Source organism: Kibdelosporangium banguiense (assembly GCF_017876405.1).
GTDB classification, from domain to species: Bacteria; Actinomycetota; Actinomycetes; order Mycobacteriales; family Pseudonocardiaceae; genus Kibdelosporangium; species Kibdelosporangium banguiense.
In genome coordinates this window covers 1861330-1878695 of the sequence record NZ_JAGINW010000001.1, presented here as the reverse complement: position 1 = coordinate 1878695, position 17366 = coordinate 1861330, and the positions used below count along the sequence as shown (strand labels likewise).

18 protein-coding genes, 1 tRNA gene and 1 pseudogene are annotated in these 17366 nt (G+C 64.6%); 8 read left to right on the top strand and 12 right to left on the bottom strand.

The window, feature by feature from the left end:
• The first annotated feature begins 43 nt into the window (after nucleotides 1-43).
• Genes JOF56_RS08915 through JOF56_RS08905 form a run of 3 tightly spaced genes read left to right on the top strand, consistent with a single transcriptional unit; the run spans nucleotide 44 to nucleotide 3817 of the window.
• A complete protein-coding gene (locus JOF56_RS08915; RefSeq protein ID WP_209636278.1) occupies nucleotides 44-496 on the top strand; it encodes a hypothetical protein in 453 nt (150 codons plus the stop codon).
• Nucleotides 497-551: 55 nt separating this feature from the next.
• Nucleotides 552-2633, top strand: coding sequence for a bifunctional MFS transporter/dTMP kinase (locus tag JOF56_RS08910; RefSeq protein ID WP_372447849.1), 2082 nt, complete (start codon nucleotides 552-554; stop codon nucleotides 2631-2633).
• Nucleotides 2630-3817 (top strand): DNA polymerase III subunit delta', encoded by a 1188-nt coding sequence (locus JOF56_RS08905; protein ID WP_209636276.1) that lies wholly within the window; start codon nucleotides 2630-2632, stop codon nucleotides 3815-3817. Before JOF56_RS08910 ends, JOF56_RS08905 begins: the two co-directional genes overlap by 4 nt.
• Here the strand turns inward: JOF56_RS08905 and JOF56_RS08900 are convergent.
• The gene (locus tag JOF56_RS08900; protein WP_245378204.1) at nucleotides 3808-5448 is read right to left on the bottom strand and encodes a hypothetical protein; all 1641 of its coding nucleotides are present in this window, start codon (nucleotides 5446-5448) and stop codon (nucleotides 3808-3810) included. The two genes, JOF56_RS08905 and JOF56_RS08900, sit on opposite strands and share 10 nt — an antisense overlap.
• Nucleotides 5449-5580: 132 nt before the next feature.
• Here JOF56_RS08900 and JOF56_RS08895 point away from each other — a divergent pair.
• Nucleotides 5581-5657, top strand: a tRNA-Thr gene (locus JOF56_RS08895).
• A gap of 318 nt (nucleotides 5658-5975) precedes the next feature.
• Here the strand turns inward: JOF56_RS08895 and JOF56_RS08890 are convergent.
• Nucleotides 5976-6197, bottom strand: a complete 222-nt coding sequence (locus JOF56_RS08890) for a hypothetical protein (RefSeq protein WP_245378203.1) — start codon at nucleotides 6195-6197, stop codon at nucleotides 5976-5978.
• 354 nt (nucleotides 6198-6551) lie between these two features.
• On the opposite strand from JOF56_RS08890, the gene JOF56_RS08885 reads away from it, so the two are divergent.
• The gene (locus JOF56_RS08885) at nucleotides 6552-7034 is read left to right on the top strand and encodes a hypothetical protein (protein WP_209636274.1); all 483 of its coding nucleotides are present in this window, start codon (nucleotides 6552-6554) and stop codon (nucleotides 7032-7034) included.
• A 376-nt stretch (nucleotides 7035-7410) separates the two neighbouring features.
• Here JOF56_RS08885 and JOF56_RS57780 read toward each other — a convergent pair whose 3' ends face one another.
• The 10 genes and pseudogenes from JOF56_RS57780 to JOF56_RS08840 all read right to left on the bottom strand — a co-directional run bounded on the left by JOF56_RS57780 (nucleotide 7411) and on the right by JOF56_RS08840 (nucleotide 13774).
• A complete protein-coding gene (locus JOF56_RS57780) occupies nucleotides 7411-8223 on the bottom strand; it encodes a tyrosine-type recombinase/integrase (RefSeq protein ID WP_245379260.1) in 813 nt (270 codons plus the stop codon).
• Between the two features lie 249 nt (nucleotides 8224-8472).
• Nucleotides 8473-8769 (bottom strand): annotated as a pseudogene (locus JOF56_RS57775) (tyrosine-type recombinase/integrase); the annotation flags it as partial.
• Between the two features lie 139 nt (nucleotides 8770-8908).
• Complete coding sequence (locus JOF56_RS08875; protein ID WP_209636270.1) at nucleotides 8909-9145, bottom strand: helix-turn-helix domain-containing protein; 237 nt, start codon at nucleotides 9143-9145, stop codon at nucleotides 8909-8911.
• Nucleotides 9146-9960: 815 nt separating this feature from the next.
• Complete coding sequence (locus JOF56_RS08870) at nucleotides 9961-11316, bottom strand: DUF3987 domain-containing protein (RefSeq protein WP_307854990.1); 1356 nt, start codon at nucleotides 11314-11316, stop codon at nucleotides 9961-9963.
• A 37-nt stretch (nucleotides 11317-11353) separates the two neighbouring features.
• On the bottom strand, nucleotides 11354-11650 hold the full coding sequence (locus tag JOF56_RS08865; protein ID WP_209636269.1) for a hypothetical protein: 297 nt from the start codon (nucleotides 11648-11650) through the stop codon (nucleotides 11354-11356).
• Nucleotides 11651-11979: 329 nt separating this feature from the next.
• Nucleotides 11980-12282 (bottom strand): hypothetical protein, encoded by a 303-nt coding sequence (locus tag JOF56_RS08860; RefSeq protein WP_209636267.1) that lies wholly within the window; start codon nucleotides 12280-12282, stop codon nucleotides 11980-11982.
• Nucleotides 12279-12590, bottom strand: a complete 312-nt coding sequence (locus JOF56_RS08855) for a hypothetical protein (protein ID WP_209636265.1) — start codon at nucleotides 12588-12590, stop codon at nucleotides 12279-12281. Before JOF56_RS08855 ends, JOF56_RS08860 begins: the two co-directional genes overlap by 4 nt.
• Complete coding sequence (locus JOF56_RS08850; protein ID WP_209636263.1) at nucleotides 12590-13018, bottom strand: hypothetical protein; 429 nt, start codon at nucleotides 13016-13018, stop codon at nucleotides 12590-12592. Before JOF56_RS08850 ends, JOF56_RS08855 begins: the two co-directional genes overlap by 1 nt.
• The gene (locus JOF56_RS08845; protein ID WP_209636261.1) at nucleotides 13015-13515 is read right to left on the bottom strand and encodes a hypothetical protein; all 501 of its coding nucleotides are present in this window, start codon (nucleotides 13513-13515) and stop codon (nucleotides 13015-13017) included. The genes JOF56_RS08850 and JOF56_RS08845 overlap by 4 nt, the downstream gene beginning before the upstream one ends.
• Nucleotide 13516: 1 nt before the next feature.
• Nucleotides 13517-13774 carry a helix-turn-helix domain-containing protein gene (locus tag JOF56_RS08840; protein ID WP_209636259.1) on the bottom strand — a complete coding sequence of 86 codons (258 nt, stop codon included), beginning with the start codon at nucleotides 13772-13774 and terminating at the stop codon, nucleotides 13517-13519.
• A 184-nt stretch (nucleotides 13775-13958) separates the two neighbouring features.
• Between JOF56_RS08840 and JOF56_RS08835 the strand changes: the two genes are divergently transcribed.
• The 3 genes from JOF56_RS08835 to JOF56_RS08825 all read left to right on the top strand — a co-directional run bounded on the left by JOF56_RS08835 (nucleotide 13959) and on the right by JOF56_RS08825 (nucleotide 16182).
• Nucleotides 13959-14339 (top strand): GntR family transcriptional regulator, encoded by a 381-nt coding sequence (locus tag JOF56_RS08835; protein ID WP_209636257.1) that lies wholly within the window; start codon nucleotides 13959-13961, stop codon nucleotides 14337-14339.
• Nucleotides 14340-14483: 144 nt separating this feature from the next.
• Nucleotides 14484-15713, top strand: coding sequence for a helix-turn-helix domain-containing protein (locus JOF56_RS08830; protein WP_209636255.1), 1230 nt, complete (start codon nucleotides 14484-14486; stop codon nucleotides 15711-15713).
• A 40-nt stretch (nucleotides 15714-15753) separates the two neighbouring features.
• Entirely contained in the window at nucleotides 15754-16182 is a 429-nt protein-coding gene (locus tag JOF56_RS08825; RefSeq protein ID WP_245379258.1) for an NUDIX domain-containing protein, read from the top strand.
• The last annotated feature ends 1184 nt before the right edge of the window (nucleotides 16183-17366 follow it).

The window sequence follows — 17366 nt, the reverse complement described above, 5'->3', positions numbered from 1 at the left end:
GTACCCTCCAACTGGGTACTTCGGCGGCGGAGGGTGACCTGGAGTGGCAAAGGATCCCTGGAGCGAGGCGGACGGCACATACGACCCCGCCCCACCGCCGTTCCTGGCGGACCCGTTGGCCGGACTGGTCACGGGCCTGAGTTTGCCCGGCCGTCGCTGGGACGAGATTCCGCTGGTCTCGGCACCGGCGATGCCGGACACCGACGAGATCAGGGAAGCGGTCGCGGCCGCGCTGGCCGAGGAGAGTCCGCCTGCAACGCCCCCTGCGTCCCAGCCGCCGACCGTCCACCCACAACCGCCTCCGCTACTGCGGCCATGGCCGACCGCCTCAACGATGGCGCGCAAGTTACGTGCGACGAAAGAGCGGCAACCGCCTGAGAAACCCGCCAGCGCGCGGACCGGCATAAGTGTGGTTACCGTGATCGTGCTGGTCACGGTCATTCTGCTGTACTACGTGGTCAGCAGCCTCGCCGATACGTTCGGCAAGCTGTTCTAGCGCATCCGGGTGACACCCCGTCCAAGCGGGATGGCTACGCTGATGGTGAATCGAGGTGGGTCTTATCAGCGTGGGCGGGCAGTACAGTTCCCAGACCGAGGCGATGCCGTCGGTCCGTTCGGACGCGTCTCTGGCCCATCGGATCCGCAGCGTGCTGGCCATTCGCCCGTTCCGCCGGCTGTGGGGCGTCAGCTTCATCTGCAGCGTCGGCGACTGGTTGTCGCTGCTCGCGCTGACCGGCCTGATCACCAAACTCACCAACGACTACGCCTTCCAGAACTACGCGTTCGCGGGCGTCGTGCTGACCCAACTGCTGCCGGGCCTGCTGTTCGCGCCGTTCGGCGGCCTGCTCGCGGACAGATTCGACCGCCGCAAGGTGATGGTCGTCTGCGACATCATGCGCGGTGGCCTGCTGATCTCCATCGCAGTGGTGGGCACGCCGGTGTGGCTGCTGATCGCCAACTTCCTGGTCGGCTGCTGCCAGCTGATGTGGATCCCGTCCAAGGACGCCGCGGTCCCCAACATGCTTCGCCGCCCGGACCAGGTCGAGACGGCCAACCAGCTCAGCCTGGTGATGACCTGGGGCATCTCGGTGATCGGCGGCGCCGGCCTCTACGCGCTGATCACCGGCGTCTCCTCGCAGGTGTTCCACGTCAAGCTGGACAACACCGGCATGGGCATGGCGACCATCATCGTGATGATCAACGGCCTGTTCTACCTGGTGTCGGCGATCATCGTGGCGACAAGGATCCCGGAGCTCTCGATCCGCGTGGCCGCGCCGAAGCAGGCCGACGCCAAGCAGTCCGAGGAGAAGACCGGGCTGTGGGCGATGCTGCGCGACGGTCTGCGGTTCATCCGCAGCACCAGGCTCGTGCGCGGCCTGCTGATCGGCATGATGGGCGCGTTCGCCGCGGCGGGTGCGCTGGTCGGTAGTTCCAAGCCGTACTCGTCCAGCCTGCTCGGCGGTGACTCCGCGTTCGGCTGGCTGTTCGCGGCTCTGTTCATCGGTCTGGGCACGGGCATGGCGTCGGCCACGAAGATGGCCCAGCGCATCCCGCACAACAGGCTGTTCGGCATCTCGATCGTGCTCGCCGGCCTCGGCCTGCTCCCTGTGGCCGCGTCGCCGCACCTGTGGGTGTCGCTGGTGGCGGTCGCGTTTGTCGGGGCGTGCGCCGGGGTCGCGTTCCTGACCGGTGTCACGATCATCGGTACGCAGGTGGAAGACGCCATCCGGGGCCGGATCAACGCGATCTACCAGTCCCTGATGAAGATCATCCTGGCAGCGTCGATGATGGTCGTCCCGATGTTCGTCGGCTTGGTGCGGCCGCGCACGGTGGAGATCTTCGGCAGCCCGGTGCTGGTCGACGGCACCAGGCCGGTGCTGTTCGGCGCGGGCCTGATCGCCGCGTTGGTCGGTGTGATCGCCTACCGGCAGATGGACGACCGTCGCGCGGAGACGATCCTGGCCGATCTGAAGGCCGCCATCCGTGGCAAGCCGCGCAGGTCCACAGGCATGTTGATCGCGGTCGAAGGCGACACCGCGCAGGACACCGCGGCACAGTCCCGGTTGCTGACGGACTGGCTGCGCAAGAGCGGCAACCGCGAGATCCTGCTGGCCACCGACCCGACTCTGAACGACCGTCGGCTGCGGGCTGTGCTCGCCGGTGCGGAGCTGACTGGGGCGCGAGCGCACGCGCTGGTCGCGGCCGCCGTGCGCGCGGACATCGTGGAGCGTGAGATCCGGCCTGCGTTGGACCGCGGCGCCATCGTGGTGATGGAGCGGTTCGTGGACAGCCCGTTCGCGCACCTGTCCGCACTGGCCGGGCTCGACCCGGAGGAGATGGAAGGCCTCACGGACTGGGCGACCGCGAAACTGCGGCCGGACCTGACCGTGCTGCTCGACCGTGACCCCGCGACCCTGCCCGCGACCACGTACCAGTCGAACGACCACCACTGGCGGGTCCAGGACCTGTTGCTGGAAATGGCCTCCTCGGACCCGAACCGGTACGTCGTGGTCGACACGAACGACGACGACGAAGCCACTTCGCTGCGGGTCCAGATGGCCGTGCGGGGCGCGATCGCGGCTCGCAAACTGGGGTTGGACGAAACCGAACGGACGCCAGTGGAGGCCCAGTGACCGTGTGGTCGCAGGTGGTCGGGCAAGCCGATGCCGTTGAAGTGCTGACCACCGCGGCCAACGCGGCTGCCGTGATCGTCCGGGACGGACCCGGTTCCGCGACCGGCATGACCCACGCATGGCTGTTCACCGGCCCACCTGGCTCTGGTCGTTCCACCGCCGCGCGCGCGTTCGCTGCCGCGTTGCAGTGCGAGTACGGCTCCGGGTGCGGCGAGTGTCCTGGTTGCCGCACAACGATGGCAGGCACGCACGCGGACGTCCGGCTGGTCGTCCCGGAGGGCCTGTCGATCTCGGTCGCCGAAATGCGGGCGCTGGTGCAGACCGCGGCCCGCCGCCCGACCAACGGCCGCTGGCAGGTCGTGATCATCGAGGACGCCGACCGCCTCACCGAAGGCGCCGCCAACGCGTTGCTGAAGGCCGTGGAAGAGCCGCCGGAGCGAACGGTCTTCCTGCTGTGTGCTCCTTCCGATCACCCGGACGACGTCTCGGTGACCATCCGATCCCGTTGCCGTGGCGTGTCTTTGCGCATCCCCCCGGCAGCGGCCATCGCGGATGTGTTGATGAACCGGGATTCCATCGCTGCCGACATCGCGACATGGGCCGCTTCCGTGTGTGGCGGCCATGTCGGGCGCGCCCGCCGCCTCGCCACCGACGAGTCCGCCCGCGACCGCCGCGCCGCCGTACTGCGGATCCCGCTCGGCCTACGGCGTGCCGGCGATGTGTTCACGTTGGCCGGCGAACTCGTGAAGACGGCAGAATCCGAGGCCAGCGAACAAAGCGAGTCCCGCGACGAAGCCGAACGCGACGCTTTGAAGACAGCATTGGGCGCCGGTGGAACAGGAAAAGGCACAGCGTCGGCGACTCGCGGCAGTGCCGGTGCGCTGAAAGAGCTGGAGCGCAGGCAAAAGTCCCGCGCCACCCGAACCCAGCGGGACACACTCGACCTTGCTTTGGTCGACCTCGCCGGGTTCTACCGTGACGTCCTGGTGACGGGGAGCGGCTCGGAAGCCGCCCTCAACCACCCCGACCACGCCAACTCCGCCCGCACAGCGGCAGCCTCCTGGTCCCCCGAATCAACCCTCCGCCGCCTCGAAGCAGTCCTGAAATGCCGCGAAGCCCTGGAGCTGAACGTAAAACCACGGATCGCCGTCGAAGCGATGGTGACCACGCTCTACTACGGCTGATCCTCTTCGGACACTCGCTGCGGCCGGCGGATCCGGTGCGCCGGCATGGCGGCCACGAGCACAACCCCGATCAGGAGCATGGCACTGCCGGTCCAGAACATCGGAATGGCCTGGTACGCACTGGTGTAAGCCAGCTTCGGCTCTTTCGGGACCGGCTTGGCCTGAGGCGGACCACCTGCGATGCCGCACACGACGCCGCCTTCCGGCGCCGCGGCCCGTGCCACCTGTTCGCCGAGCGACACCTGCGCGAGCGCGGAAGGCAGTCCCGGCAGACCAAGCGCTTGCGTGGGCAGCACCTGCAGATCCAGCATCCGCGCACTGGCCGCCAACTGGTGGCCCTTGAACGGTTCGGTCATGTCCTGGGCCTTCTGCTGCAAACCCGCGATGGACACCCGCAGCACACCGATGTCCAGCTTCAACTGGCCCAGCTCGTTGGCCTTGGGCAGCAGCGGCGAGTCCTTGGGCAGGGCGTTGGCCAGATCACCGATCAACGGCAGGTTCTTCAACCCGTCCGGCAGTTGGCCCGACAGGCTCGGCAGCGGAATCCCGATCGGCACATCGAAGGTCGGGTGCGCGGCATCAAGCCGGTAGAGGACCTTGTCGCCCTGCTTGATCTCCAGGACAGGCGCGGTGTACTTCACACTCGAGGTCTTGGCGTCCCCAGTGGACGTAACCTGCAGCGTCGGCTGACTCACCACGTTGACCGACATCGCGAACGGCGTGCCGCCCAGCAGATTCAGGCTGGCGACCTGCAACGTCGAAGTGGACTGGACAGCCTTGTTGGCAGACCCGGGAATATCGACAAGCGCCACAGTGGACCGTGTGGACAACGTGTTCGGCAGGCTGATCAGAGCGCCCTTGCCGTCAGCCTTGTCCGGCCCCGACAGCAGACCCCCAAGCTCAGCCAGCGGCCCAGGCAACGTCTTGAGCTGATCGGTCAAGGCCTTCGCCTGATCAGGCGCCAGCTTGGACTCGGTCAGCTTGCCTGACAGATCAGTGATCCCTGGCAAAGTCGGAATGGCATTGAGCAACGACAGGCTCGCCATCGACGTACTCGCATCAGACAACGGCGTCACACAGGGCCCCAGCGTGTCACTCCACCTCGCCTGCGCGCTCCCGTTCAGCAGACCGACCCGCACCAAGGCATCCAACGGAGTCTGCGGCGGATTGATCCCGAAAGTCCGCGGCTGCGGATTGTCCGGCGGAGCAGTCTGGGCCACAGCGCCCGGCGACTGCGGACTGGCCCCCTGAACAGCGATCCCGCCCGGCGAAGCCTGTGCGATCGAATGCTCGACAGCCAGATACGACTCCGAGTTGACCTGAGCGCTGGCCAGCCCGAACCCAACCTCAAGCGCCGACTGCCTGGGCAACTTGTCGGAGTACCCCGGCAAGATCGTGTTGGTGGGAGCCGAAGCAGGCAGGATCCGAATCATCGACAACCCAGTCCCGGCATCCCCAATGGCATGCCCCAACGGCTGAGGCCCATTAGGCGCCGAAGCCGGCGGCGCATTCGGATCCTTCGGCGGCGGAACCGGCGTCGTCATCGGCTGAGCCACCGCAGGAGCAGCACAGAGCGCCAGCACCGCCACCACCACCGGCAACGCCCACCCAACAGCCCTGCACCTGCGCATACAAAACCCCATCCGTGCGACTCCCATCACACTGCCTAACGACCCGCCCACCCCCCAGTGACGCCCAACCCCCTCACCCATGCGGGTGGTCGTAAACCCCTCAACCCCACCCGCTACACTGAACAAGGTCACGCCGCCTTAGCTCAGACGGCTAGAGCGACGCACTCGTAATGCGTAGGTCAAGGGTTCGATTCCCTTAGGCGGCTCCACCTCTACCAGGCGAAACGCCCGGCCACTATGGACAGTGGCCGGGCGTTCGTCTCAGTTCCCGTCTCAGTTAGCTCTGACAGCATCCCTGAGAGACGGCTGTTTCGGCCCCTCTGCGGACGGGGCACACAGGGACCTAACCCGCCTAACCCGCGAACTTTGCCCAGCTCACGGCCCGGATTGGGCGCCTAACCCGCCGAGTTAGGAATCTAACCCGGCCGCGTGCACCTAACCCGCGATCTAACCCGCATCCCTCCGGTCGTCAGGCGGCGACCCAGAGCAGGTTTCCCAGCTGTCCCGCGATGCCCTCTTTGATCTCGTCAGGCACGTGCATGTACCGGCTGGCCATAGATGCCGTTGTCCAGCCCATGAGCTCCATGACGGCCCCGGACAGGCGTCCTGAGGACCAGCAGCATGGTGGCTGTGGTGTGGCGCGCGTCGTGCAACTGTGCCGCCCGGACCTCAGCTGCGCTGAGCAAGTCCCGCCATTCTTGGTAGTCCGCTCGCGGGTCGATCGGCTTGCCGGTGGGCTGAGTGAACACCCAACCGTCGTCGTGTCACGGGTTTGCAGCCTGCCGACGCTCTTCGGCCTGTTCCTCTCGGTGCTGGAACAGCCATTCGGCGAGACGGCCGGGAATGGCCACTGTTCGCCGACCAGCGCGAGACTTCGTGGGAACCTCGACCAGGCGATCGACAATGGTCCCAAACGGAATTCGGTGACGTTCCAACAGGAGGCTACCGCTAATCAGGAAGGGGCCACTCACCGATCAGGAGGGGCCACTCGCTAATCAGAGAGGGGCCACTCGCGAGAAACCTTGGCGAGTCATAGACAATGACGGCAGCTGGTGCAACACTCGTGTAAACATCGTGATGGTTGATTGCGAGGTGTAGCTAAAATGCGCGACGATGTTGACGATGTCAACGATGTTGAGATAAACCCCATTGATGTTCTTGGTGTAGCGCGCGAGCTAGGGGAATTGGAAATCGACGAAGAGCTCAACCGTCTACTTGAACGCGGCAAGACTAGGCCGACCCAGATACTTGAGGGAAGCGAACTTCCAGGGCCTCCCCGCGTGCCGTACGCCCGTACGACGGTCGAGATTGTTTTCGACGACGAGGCCAATCTTCGAGAATGTGTTAAGCTCCTACGCTGGTCCGATGAGCGTCTCCGGGCGCGGCCGGAGCAATTGATGCTGTGGGAATGGCAAAATACAATCCGTGACCGTATGACGATTCGGTTTGGTGTGAGTTGGCATAACAAACGATTCTTCGAGCGTCGCAAAGATGCTTTCAAGGGGCCATCTCATGCAGCCTACCTTCGACGTTTCGGTGTGACAGCAGATGACCTTGACGTGCGTCACGAGATAGTTCGAGATTAGTGGCAGCCTTGTCCGCAGCTTGGCTTGCGTCAGCAAGCACGTAGGGAGGCTGGGACATATTGGGGGTTCTTGGGGGTCCTGGCAACCGCAGCCGTCTACGGCTGCCAGGACTGTCACGTCCCCGTCGGTATGGCGACACTCCGGGCGCTCAACATGCTCAACCAGTGCCTGTTCCTCACCAGCGGGGATCGCAGAGCCTAAGGACGTAGTTCCGACGGCATCCCTGCGAGACTGCCGTTTTGGCCGTCTCTGGAGAGGCGTCCACAGAGGCCTAACCCGCCTAACCCCCTACCTTCGTGCAGCTCACGGCCCGGATCGGGCGCCTAACCCGCCGAGTTAGGAAGCCGAGTTAGGAATCTAACCCGGTTGCTCGGACCTAACCCGTGATCTCACCCCGCTCCCGCTGGTCGCTGGGAGGTGACCAGAGCAGGTTGCCCATCTGCCCGGCGATGCCCTCTTTGATCTCGTCAGGCACGTGCATGTACCGGCTTGCCATGGACGCGGCTGTCCAGCCCATCAACTCCATGACGGCCCGGACGGGCGTCCGGAGGACCAGCAGCATGGTTGCCGTGGTGTGGCGCGCGTCGTGAAGGCGTGCCGCCCGGACGTCCGCCGCGCCGAGCAGGTCTCGCCACTCCTGGTAGTCCGCTCGTGGGTCGATCGGCTTGCCGGTGGGCTGAGCGAACACCCAACCGCCGTCCTGCCACAGGTTCGCGGCCAGCCGCCGGTCTTCGGCCTGCTCCTCCCGATGCTGGAACAGCCATTCGGCGAGACGGCCGGGAATCGCCACGGTCCGCCGTCCGGCCCGGGATTTCGTGGGAACCTCAACCAGGCCACCGCCTACGCGGTCCGGGCAGTGCCGGGCGTGCTCAGCACAGTTCTCCGCACACGGCCGGGGATGCCCTTTCTCGTCCCGAATGCAGTTCTTGCGGTCCCGATGGCGCTTGCACTTCGCTGGGCACGCCGTGCGGTGGAAGCGTTCGCCGCACTCGGTGGGGTTATCGCAGCCATGCCGCCATGTGTGGCGCTGCAATGCCCGGCGGACTGTGATCGTGCCGGTTGCATAACCGGCCGGGCAGTCCATCGGACGGCTGGTGTTGCAGGGTTTTCCTTCTGCACAACCGTGATGCCACACGATGGCGATATCGTCCCACTTCAACCCGATGGCCTCACCTTGGCGAAGTCCCATAGCCAGAGCCAAAGCGAAGCGGACGCCGTTCCGGCGCGCAGCTGCTGACGCGAGAATGCGCTTTGCCTCGTCTACCGTCAGCGGCTCGATTTCCGGCTCTACGAGTTGTGGTGGCTTCGCAATCAGGGCGGGGTTCTCAACGATGTGCCGCCGCTTCACTGCCTCGTTCAGCGAAGTTCGTATCGTCGCGTGCACGTGGTAAATGCTCGACGATGCCAGCGGCGGCTTCCGTGCCCGAAGCTTCGCGTACAACTTTTCGATGTGCTCAGGCTGCAACTTGTCGAGACGGTGAGCGCCTAGGCCTGGAATCAGGTACTCGACAATGTCAGTCCGGTACCGCTGAGCCGTCTTCGGGCGTACCGATGGCCCAATGATGTTGTCCAGCCAATGCGTAAGCCACTTCTCGACAGTCCACGCATTGCCTGCCTTGCGAACCTTCCCGGAGTCACGCTGCTTTTCCAGCTCACGGACGGCCCGGATAACCTCCGCTTCGGTCTTCCGTTCCACATGGCGTCGGTCTGGTTTGCCGTTGTCACGAACGCCCATAGTGACGCGTCCGTGCCATTTCCCATCCTTTCCAAAGTAGATGGATGAGGCGCCGTTTGGCGCACGTGTGCCCTCGGGGCGTTTCTTGCGTCCCATGTGGTGATCTCCGATGTGTGGTTATGGCGGATGGAGCGACAGGCTATGCAGCCCGGTATTCAGCGGCTTTCCGTGCCGTGTAGGCGTGAAGTGCGGCCAGTGAGATTCGCCGGAGCGCACCGATTTTCACGGACTCGATTTCTCCGGCTTTGAGCAGTTCGTAGAGCGTGGTCCGGCTGATGCTCAGTTGCCGGGCGGCGGACGGAACGTCGAAGAGGATCGGTTCCGGCGTGGTCACGTCCCCCGTGGTCGGCCGGGTGATGGCGGTGGTGCGTCGCATGGGTGGTGTGCCCTTCCGCTGGTCGGTTGGGGAGGGACCCGGCAAGGGGTCCAGGAAGTGCCGAAATCCGGGGGGTTCCGGCGGCTTGTGGCGGCTACCTCCCTGGGTCCCTGAGCGTGGTTTGCGCTGGTCATCCCAGGGAGGCTGGCCAGGGAGGGGTTAGGGAGAACTCCCTGCCCGCCGGCCGAGTCCCTGACTGGCTCCCTGCCTCCCCCCTCCGGTTACAGCCGGACTGGTGTGGCTGTAACCGGAGGGGGCTAGGCCCTAGTGACCTGGTCACTGCCGGTTTTGAGGTCTAGAGGGGGCTCTAGGTCTAGAGGCAGAAGGGTCTAGATCTAGACCCTGGCTGTTCCGCAGCTGCGAGAGATGAGATGCCCTCCCCCGGCCCGGCGCGGGGGCATCTCGTTGCCCGGCTGCGTGTCGGGTGACTGGCCAGTGGTAGCGGCTCGTTGGGTGGCGGTAGCGCGGTCGGTGAGTGCGGATGACCTCCTGAGAGGGCTAGTTGCGGGATGGGAGGTGGTGCCGCTACCCGCTACCTGGGGATATACGGCCTGATCAGGGTTGGTGACCGGGGTAGCGGGGCGGGTAGCGCAGCCGCTACCGGTAGCGCGCCAGTCGCTACCGCGTCGCGCGTGGCCGCGTGCCTGGCGGTGGTCGTGTCCTCGTTTCTCGGTACGCGGTAAACGCGGTAACGCGACAACTCGCTGACCTGTGGTTTTGTTGGAGGTGGGGCGGCAATTACCGCGTAGGTACGCGGTAATTCGGGCCCGTCCAGACACGTTTGCCCTGGTCACGGCATTTGCCGCGTTTCCGCGTTAACCGCGTAGGTCGGGCGGGTTGGCGGTGAACACTTCGGCCGGGCGGCCCCGGCCACTGGGCGACCGGCGTTCGCCCCGAGTGATCTGCCCGGCGGTCACGAGCTTGTCCAGCAGCGCGGCCACCTTGTCGGCGGTGATGTTGCGCTGGAAGCAGCCTGAGCGGATTTCCTCGCGGGTCCGCCCGTCCGGCCCGGCTTGCGCGATGAACGCGGCCAGCTTGCGCAGGACGTCACTGGGTTGCAGCACGGCGGCGGCGGACGCGATGGCGTAGCGCACCAACGCAGCTGCGGCGGTCAGGTGATCCGGGCTGATCTGGTCTGTGCGATCGAGCGCGGCGTAGATGGCCGCGATCCGCAGGCATTGCGGTGCTGCCCGGGAGATGAATTCGGCGACTTGGCTGGTGTCCTCCTCGGGGTGGTCGGAGAATTCCAGGTAGATGTGGCTCCACTGCGCGGTTCCGGCCTGGCTTAGCCCGACCGGGCCGAACCGGGCGCCTTGCCGTAGCCGGTCTCCCAGGGACGCGCCCAGGTCGATCAATAGGGCCGGGTCGGGAACCGTTGGGATGTAAAGGAATTTGGACTGGGCAACCGCGATCGGCAGGAACCGGTTGTAGGTGCCACCGGCCATATCGGACGCGGACACCTTGGCCTTGAACTCCTTCGGTGTGATGTGCGCGAGGATGCCCACATGCGCCTGTCGGGCTACCCGGGCGTCCACGTTCAATGTGGACAGATTGCCGCCTTCCCATGCGGCGCGCAGGGTGGCGGACAGGGTGTTGCCCTCGCGTTTCATCCGGGCCATCACCGCTGCCCATTCCGGCTCGTAGGCGAGTAGGCGACAGTCGCCCTCGGGTAGCAGCCGCGCCCGACCCTTCCCAGCACTGTCAGGGTCACTGGCGAACACGGCGGCCAGACCTTCGCCGCTGGACAGTCCGGACTGGACATTGCTGGCCACGAATTCGGTGTCAGCTTGAGAGAGTAGAGCTTTCGCCGCGTTGTACGCCGTGCCCTTCTTTCCCCGCCCGGTCTCGCCGATCACCAGCGGCCAAACCAACAGCGGGTGTCGTTCGTAGCCGAGCTGCAGGTGTGGCCCCGGCCCGAGGTGAACCCCGGCGGCAGCCAGCAGCGAGACCATCACCCCGACCGGGTCCGCTTCGGTGTGCGGGTCCAGCTGCACGGCCAGCCGCCCGAGGTAGCAGTCGAACACCTCCGGATCGGCCGGCGGCAGCCACAGCCGGGCACGGGCCACCTGGTCGGCCGCGCGGGTGGCCAGGGTGTCCCCGTCCGCAGGTTCTGGCACCGGGACCGGGTACAGCCGCCGGACACCGGGCGGGGTGGGGTTGGCGTGAGTCACGATGTGTCTCCCTTGTGACAGGGCAGGAACGGGAACGTCAGTGCGTGAGTGCGGACAGCACGCGCGGCGCGTGACGTTCGGCGTCGGCCAGGTGCCGGGCTTCGGCGCGGCACAGTCCGGCCCGGCGGGTGTCCGCCAGGAAGGTCACCAGTTCGGTCACCCGGCATCGTGGGTCGGCGGTCACGGTGGTGACGTAGGCGGCCAGTGCCGCTGTGGGCATCTGCCGGTAGTCGACGGCGGTGAACGGGCTGACGTAGAGCACGGCAACGACCGTTGCCAGGTCCAGTGGTTCACCGGGCGGGTTCAGGTTCAGAGTGGGGTTCAGGGAGGACACAGCAAGGGCCTCTCGTGATGCGAAGGACGGGGTTCACGAACCCGTTGCCGAAACGGCATCCCGGCCCGGGTGAACCCGGGTTCGCGGCATCGCAGACCAGCGATGTTCCACGGGGGTACACCGTGATGAGGGAACGGGGGTACACCTGCCCGGAACAGCGGAAACCCGGATTCGTGAACAGGGGTCGTGGGGGTGGGAGACCGGCCCGGCGGGCGCGTTCATAAACGCCAAGGGGCGTCGGCGGTTCGGAACCCGCCGGGCCGGTTGCTGGGGTGGTTCAGGAACCCGGTTGCGCCTGCACGATGGGCGTACAGGCCTGCCGGTTCCAGTCAGCCGGGCTCGCCCGGTTGCGGGTAGGCCCGACCGGTCGGCCTGATGGTCAGGTAGCCATTGATCCCGGCGGTGCCGGTGTCCATCACGGCATGGACGTCGACCTGGCGGGTGGTCAGGGCCGGGTACCGCGACGGCACACTGACCACACCGCCCAGGCGGGTGCCGGTGGCCACGCTGTGCAAGGCCTGTTCCACCGCCATCACGGCCCAGTTCTGGGCGTCCCGCTGGTCACGGGCATCCCCGGCGGCCACGGTCGTGAACACGGTGACCGCCACCTGGTAGTCACTGGTCGGGCTCACTGACGTGCCTCCGTTCCGCTCGCGGTTTCCTCGGTCCGGTTGACCGCGTCCACCACGGTCGCGGCGGTGGTGATGCAGGCATCGATCCGGGCCTGATCGATCGTGTCGCCGGTGATCTCGACACTGCGTGTGGTCGCCATCTCCGGGACGTCCCGGCACACGGTGACCAGCAAGACCGTCAGCTCAGCGGCAACGCCGGGCAAGTCCGCGGTGCACTGCTTGCGCAGCTGCGCCAGGTCGTCCAGCCGGTACGGGCTGACGTACAACGCGGCAGCCAACGGCACAAGTTCGAAGCGACGCAACGCCATCACCACACCTCCTGGCAGGCCGCGCGAACGTTGGCCAAGCAGGCACGAACCAGGGCCCGGCAGTCCTGCCACTGCGCCTGGTTGCCGGTGCCGTCCCGCAGCGACCGGTACGCCTCGTAGACGTACTCCGCGATCTGCATGCACCCGGCGTTGACCACGGTTTCGGTGACAATCCGCCGGGTCTCCTCGGGGGTGATCGTCGGGATCTCCGAGCATTCCAGCACGCCGTAGAGCACGGCGGCCATCTCGGTCTCGGTCAACGGAATCGACGTCTTAACCGCGACCACCGGCGGGTTGTCCGGGTCGAAGTCGTCGCCCTGACAACCTGCGTACTCCACCCGCAGATCCCTGACCGGCAGACCGGCGAACTCGGCGCACGGGCCGAACACGTCCGGCATGGCGGCCGGGCGCCGAATCATCGTGGTCATCGGGCCACCTCCGCCATGCAGGTGGCCGGGCCGGTGCCGTAGACACGGGCAACCTCAGCGCGCAGTTTCTGCCAGTCGGCGTAGTCCCGGTCCCCTGGAGTGAGATTGGCCAGGCGGCACAGGGTTTCCTCGATCCGCAGACCACCCTCGGCCAGGTAGGTCTCCAGCACCATGCGACGCATGTAGGCCGGGTCGCCCGTGAACTCCTCCAGCGGACCACAACAGCCGTCCCACAGAATCCACAGCACGGCCGTCACGTCGTCCAGCGACATCGGGATCGTGACCGTCATGTCCAGCACAACCGGGCTCATGTTGTTCTGCCGGTGCTGCGCGATCACCTGGGTCGACTGGCCCGCCACAGTGCCAGGGACCATGTCACCGGGCACGAACCGAGCAGGTTCAGCCGGAGCCGGGGCGAAGTCCCACAAGCGGGTGACGGTGGTGGATTCGTAGCGGCGGGGGTCGTCGTACGGATAAGAGGTAACGGTGCTGGTCATCTCAAGCCACCTCCCCCACGGTGTCGTCCGCCGCCGGGGACTGGCCGCTAACCACATACGCCTGGTACGCAGCCTCACCGCAGTCGTTCAGGTAGACGTTCACCGACCGGCCCGGGACACGCAGCGTGCCCTTGCCCGTGCCGATCTTGTACGCGTCCAGCGCACCGGACTCGATCGCCCGGTAAATCGTGGCCGGGGAAACGTCCAGGGCCTCAGCCACTGCCTTGACCCGGTACACCCGGTTATCCTCGAACTGCATCGTTCACCGCTCCAAAGGTTTCGATGTGCGCCCCGGCCGGTGTTCCAGCACCGCCGGGGCTTCCTACTGTCTGGGGGAGGTCTGCGATCCCTGCGACACGAGCAACGTTAACCGAGACAGGCATGAGAGTCAACAGACTTGTCTGAGTAGGCTCCCTGGCTGACTCTGCCGTAGTCTCCCTGCTGTGGCCAAACTCGATCCGAACAACGCAAGTCCCCCGTACGTTCAGGTAACCGAGGGGTTCCGTGCTGCCATCGCGAACGGCATCTACGCACCTGGTGACAAGCTTCCGAGCTATGACGCGGCAGCAGAGGAGTGGGGCGTGGCTGTTGGCACGGTGAAGCGCGCTTTTGGTGCCCTGCAACAAGAAGGGCTGATCACCACTCGACACGGCACGGGTTCGTTTGTTCACCCGGACCTGGACCCGAGTCACATCGAGATCACCCCAGACCGACCGGTGACCGTTCAGGCTGCGGACATCAGGGAAGTGCTGCGGCTGCTGACTGAGATCAACGATCGGCTTGTGGCGCTTGAAAGGCGGATGCCATCCGGGCCGGGGAGTTGAGGCCGTTGTACGTGCCCGTCCGAACAGGTTTCCCTGTTCGCTGGTGTCGCTCGTGTTCATGGATCAAGCGTCAACCCGATACGTACGACCAACCCGGAAAAACTTTCCGGGGTACCTTCGGGTGAGCGCGGGAGGGTGGGTCACATGCGCGGGATGACAGAGAACCTCACCATCGGCGAACGTGTGGCTTGGTACCGACGCCGTCGCGGGATGTCGCAGGAAGCCTTGTCCGGACTTGTTGGCCGAACCCCTGACTGGCTGGGCAAAGCGGAGAACAACCGCATCGAGCTTGACCGGCTGTCTGTGATCCGACGGCTTGCAGACGCGTTGGATGTGTCGCTCGGAGACTTGATCGGCGAACCCACGCTCTTGGACTGGACGCCGGACAGTGGGACCTCGACCGTCCCAGCGCTGCGAGCTGCATTGATGGACTACAGGCAGTTGACGCCGCTTCTGAGTGTGCCGAGTTCGGATGCCGAGCCGCCGTCGCTGACGGAGCTTGAGCGGGAGTTGCGGGCAGTCTTTGACGCTTACCAGGCATCGCGGTTCGGGTTCGCCGCCGGCCGGGCGCCGTTACTTCTCGCAGACGCGATTCTCGCTGCACGGCAGTACGACGGAGACGACCAGCTGCGCGCCAACGAGCTACTGGCAATGAGCTACCAAGCAGCGGCATCGATTCTCACGAAGCTGGGAGAGTCGGACCTGGCTTGGATGGCTGGTGAACGCGGTCTCGCAGCTGCGCAAGCGACTGGCAACCATGCAATAGTGGGTTCACTCTTTCGATCTGTTGCTTTTGCTCTGCAGGCGACAGGCCGGTTTCAACCCGCAATGCAGCTTGTCGAAGCGGGTGCAGCTTACCTGCAGCCGCATCTGGTGGATGACGATGGCAATTTGCAGTCCGTTTATGGAATGCTATTCCTTGCTGGTTCAATGGCTGCATCTCGGTCTGAGGATCGGGGGACGACGCGCAGCTATTTGCAGGAAGCGCAGGACGCTGCAAACCGGCTTGGGCGAGATGGAAACCATCTGTGGACGGCCTTCGGGCCTACGAACGTCGCTATTCATCGAGTGAACACCTCGATGGAACTTGGTGACGTACAAGTTGCCCTTGATGTCGGGCCAGATCTCGACACGTCGGCCTTGCCGACTGAGCGGCAGGTCAGGCACCTACTCGACTTGGCCAGAGCGTACAACTCGGCCGGCCGAAGCGAAGCGGCTGTTGCAACCGTGCTGGACGCGGAACAGCTTGCCCCTGAGCAGGTCAGACACCACTATCTCAGTAGGCAGCTTGTTCTCGGCTGGGTTCGGAATGTCCACGGTAAGCCCAGTGTCGAGCTAGACCGGCTTGCCCGCCGCATGCACGTCGTAGGGTAGGACCGTGGGTGACCCAACAGAGACCTTCGCAACGCCTCGGATGGCCGCCGGGGCGTTGTTCGTTGACGGTGATCGTGTCCTACTCGTGCGAAAGACATACGGCAATCGTTGGGACCTCCCGGGTGGATACGTCGAGCGCGGCGAATCTCCAGCGACGGCATGTCAACGGGAAGTGCTAGAAGAGATAGGAGTCGATCGCAAGCCTGTGCGTTTACTCGTGAGTGACTGGGCGCCTAACGAAGAGGGTGACAAGGTCCTTTATGTATTCAGCTGCGGCAATATCGGTGCCGACGAACATGCGATTCGACTCGATGGCATTGAGCTAGATTTGTGGGAATGGGTGAGCTTTGAACAACTCGCCGACTACGTCATCCCGCGGCTAGTTCGAAGAATTACGCGCGCATACGAGGCGCATCAGAACGGCATGACCCTCTACCTTGAACATGGTGAGGTGGTCCTCGGCGCCTGATCTAATTCTATCCACAAGAAGTTGACCCCAATGTTGCTGCAGCCCGAGAAGGTGACTTGGATGAGGTCATTGCTTTTGGCAGTCGGGCGTTGAACGGCGACCGTAAGTCATTGCCGTCACTAGCCATGGTTTCGCAAGATCTGGAGAAGGTTCTCCATAGTCAATATGAGAGTGAACCGGAGGCGCGCGAATACCTAAATGATCTGCGCCGGATTCGGCAGGTCCCCTCGGTGGAGTGATGGACGAAAAAGCGGCTAGAACAGAGAGAGTGCGGGGCACGCCCTAAGATGGTCGTAGAGCACCCGCCTGTCTAATCTTGCAGCTTTGCAACGCATCGCATACATTGCCAGGGGTGGACACGCTTATACATTATTTCTAATTGTTCCGGACTGTCTGCTGAGCGTGCTTCAACTTGAAGCGGTCCGGTCATTGCGCCACAGAGAGCAATGTATCTAGGTGGAACAACATCGAAGCGTTGAATGTGCCATTTCGAGTAAGATGCAGGTAGCCATCTATACTGAAACTTGCGAAACATGTATAACTTCACGGCTAACCCTTCTGCATCGGCGCACCGGAACACGTAATGTTACCAGGTTTTGTCGATCTTTATGCAGGGCGCCACGTCCCCCGCGTAAAGACAGTGCGCGCGGGCACGCCCTGAGATGGTCGTAGAGCGCCTATCTGGACTCGCCTGGTGTGGATTTGCTCGCCGACCCTCGTTAGCGGCCGTCCTCGGCAAGATCACGACCCGGCAGGGGGACAAATGAGGGGGCCAGCGATCACGCCCTGAGATGCGCCGCTGAAGGTTCGTCAGCGGCACGTCTGACTCATTGTCGACATTGGCGTGGTCTCGCCATTGGGCTCCCTATCTGGCGGGCAACGTGAAATACGCGCCGTTGACGTCTTGTGGTCAAGTATGGCCCCTCCCAGCAAGTACTTCGCGATTATACGATAGTACATGTTCGAAGTAAGGAACGAACAAAATATCCAGCTACCCAAAGGTGCATTTGAAGGAAACAAGCGATGAATCGAATCCGCTTTATTTTGCTGGCGATCGCTGCTGGAATCGCACTGGTCCTGGGAGTTCAAGTACCAGCCGGAGCGGCGTCCGCGCAGAATGAGGAACCCACTCCAGACGGCATTACCAACTCGACCCCTGGCATCGCCAAGCGCTGCTACGTCAA

Bases quoted from the DNA above. Each gene is read 5' to 3' on its own strand.
- JOF56_RS08900 (WP_245378204.1), bottom strand. From the start codon at position 5,448: ATGCGCAGGTGCAGGGCTGTTGGGTGGGCGTTGCCGGTGGTGGTGGCG.
- JOF56_RS08885 (WP_209636274.1), top strand. From the start codon at position 6,552: ATGCGCGACGATGTTGACGATGTCAACGATGTTGAGATAAACCCCATT.
- JOF56_RS57780 (WP_245379260.1), bottom strand. From the start codon at position 8,223: ATGGGACTTCGCCAAGGTGAGGCCATCGGGTTGAAGTGGGACGATATC.
- JOF56_RS08875 (WP_209636270.1), bottom strand. From the start codon at position 9,145: ATGCGACGCACCACCGCCATCACCCGGCCGACCACGGGGGACGTGACC.
- JOF56_RS08855 (WP_209636265.1), bottom strand. From the start codon at position 12,590: ATGGCGTTGCGTCGCTTCGAACTTGTGCCGTTGGCTGCCGCGTTGTAC.
- JOF56_RS08850 (WP_209636263.1), bottom strand. From the start codon at position 13,018: ATGACCACGATGATTCGGCGCCCGGCCGCCATGCCGGACGTGTTCGGC.
- JOF56_RS08845 (WP_209636261.1), bottom strand. From the start codon at position 13,515: ATGACCAGCACCGTTACCTCTTATCCGTACGACGACCCCCGCCGCTAC.
- JOF56_RS08840 (WP_209636259.1), bottom strand. From the start codon at position 13,774: ATGCAGTTCGAGGATAACCGGGTGTACCGGGTCAAGGCAGTGGCTGAG.
- JOF56_RS08830 (WP_209636255.1), top strand. From the start codon at position 14,484: ATGCGCGGGATGACAGAGAACCTCACCATCGGCGAACGTGTGGCTTGG.
- JOF56_RS08825 (WP_245379258.1), top strand. From the start codon at position 15,754: ATGGCCGCCGGGGCGTTGTTCGTTGACGGTGATCGTGTCCTACTCGTG.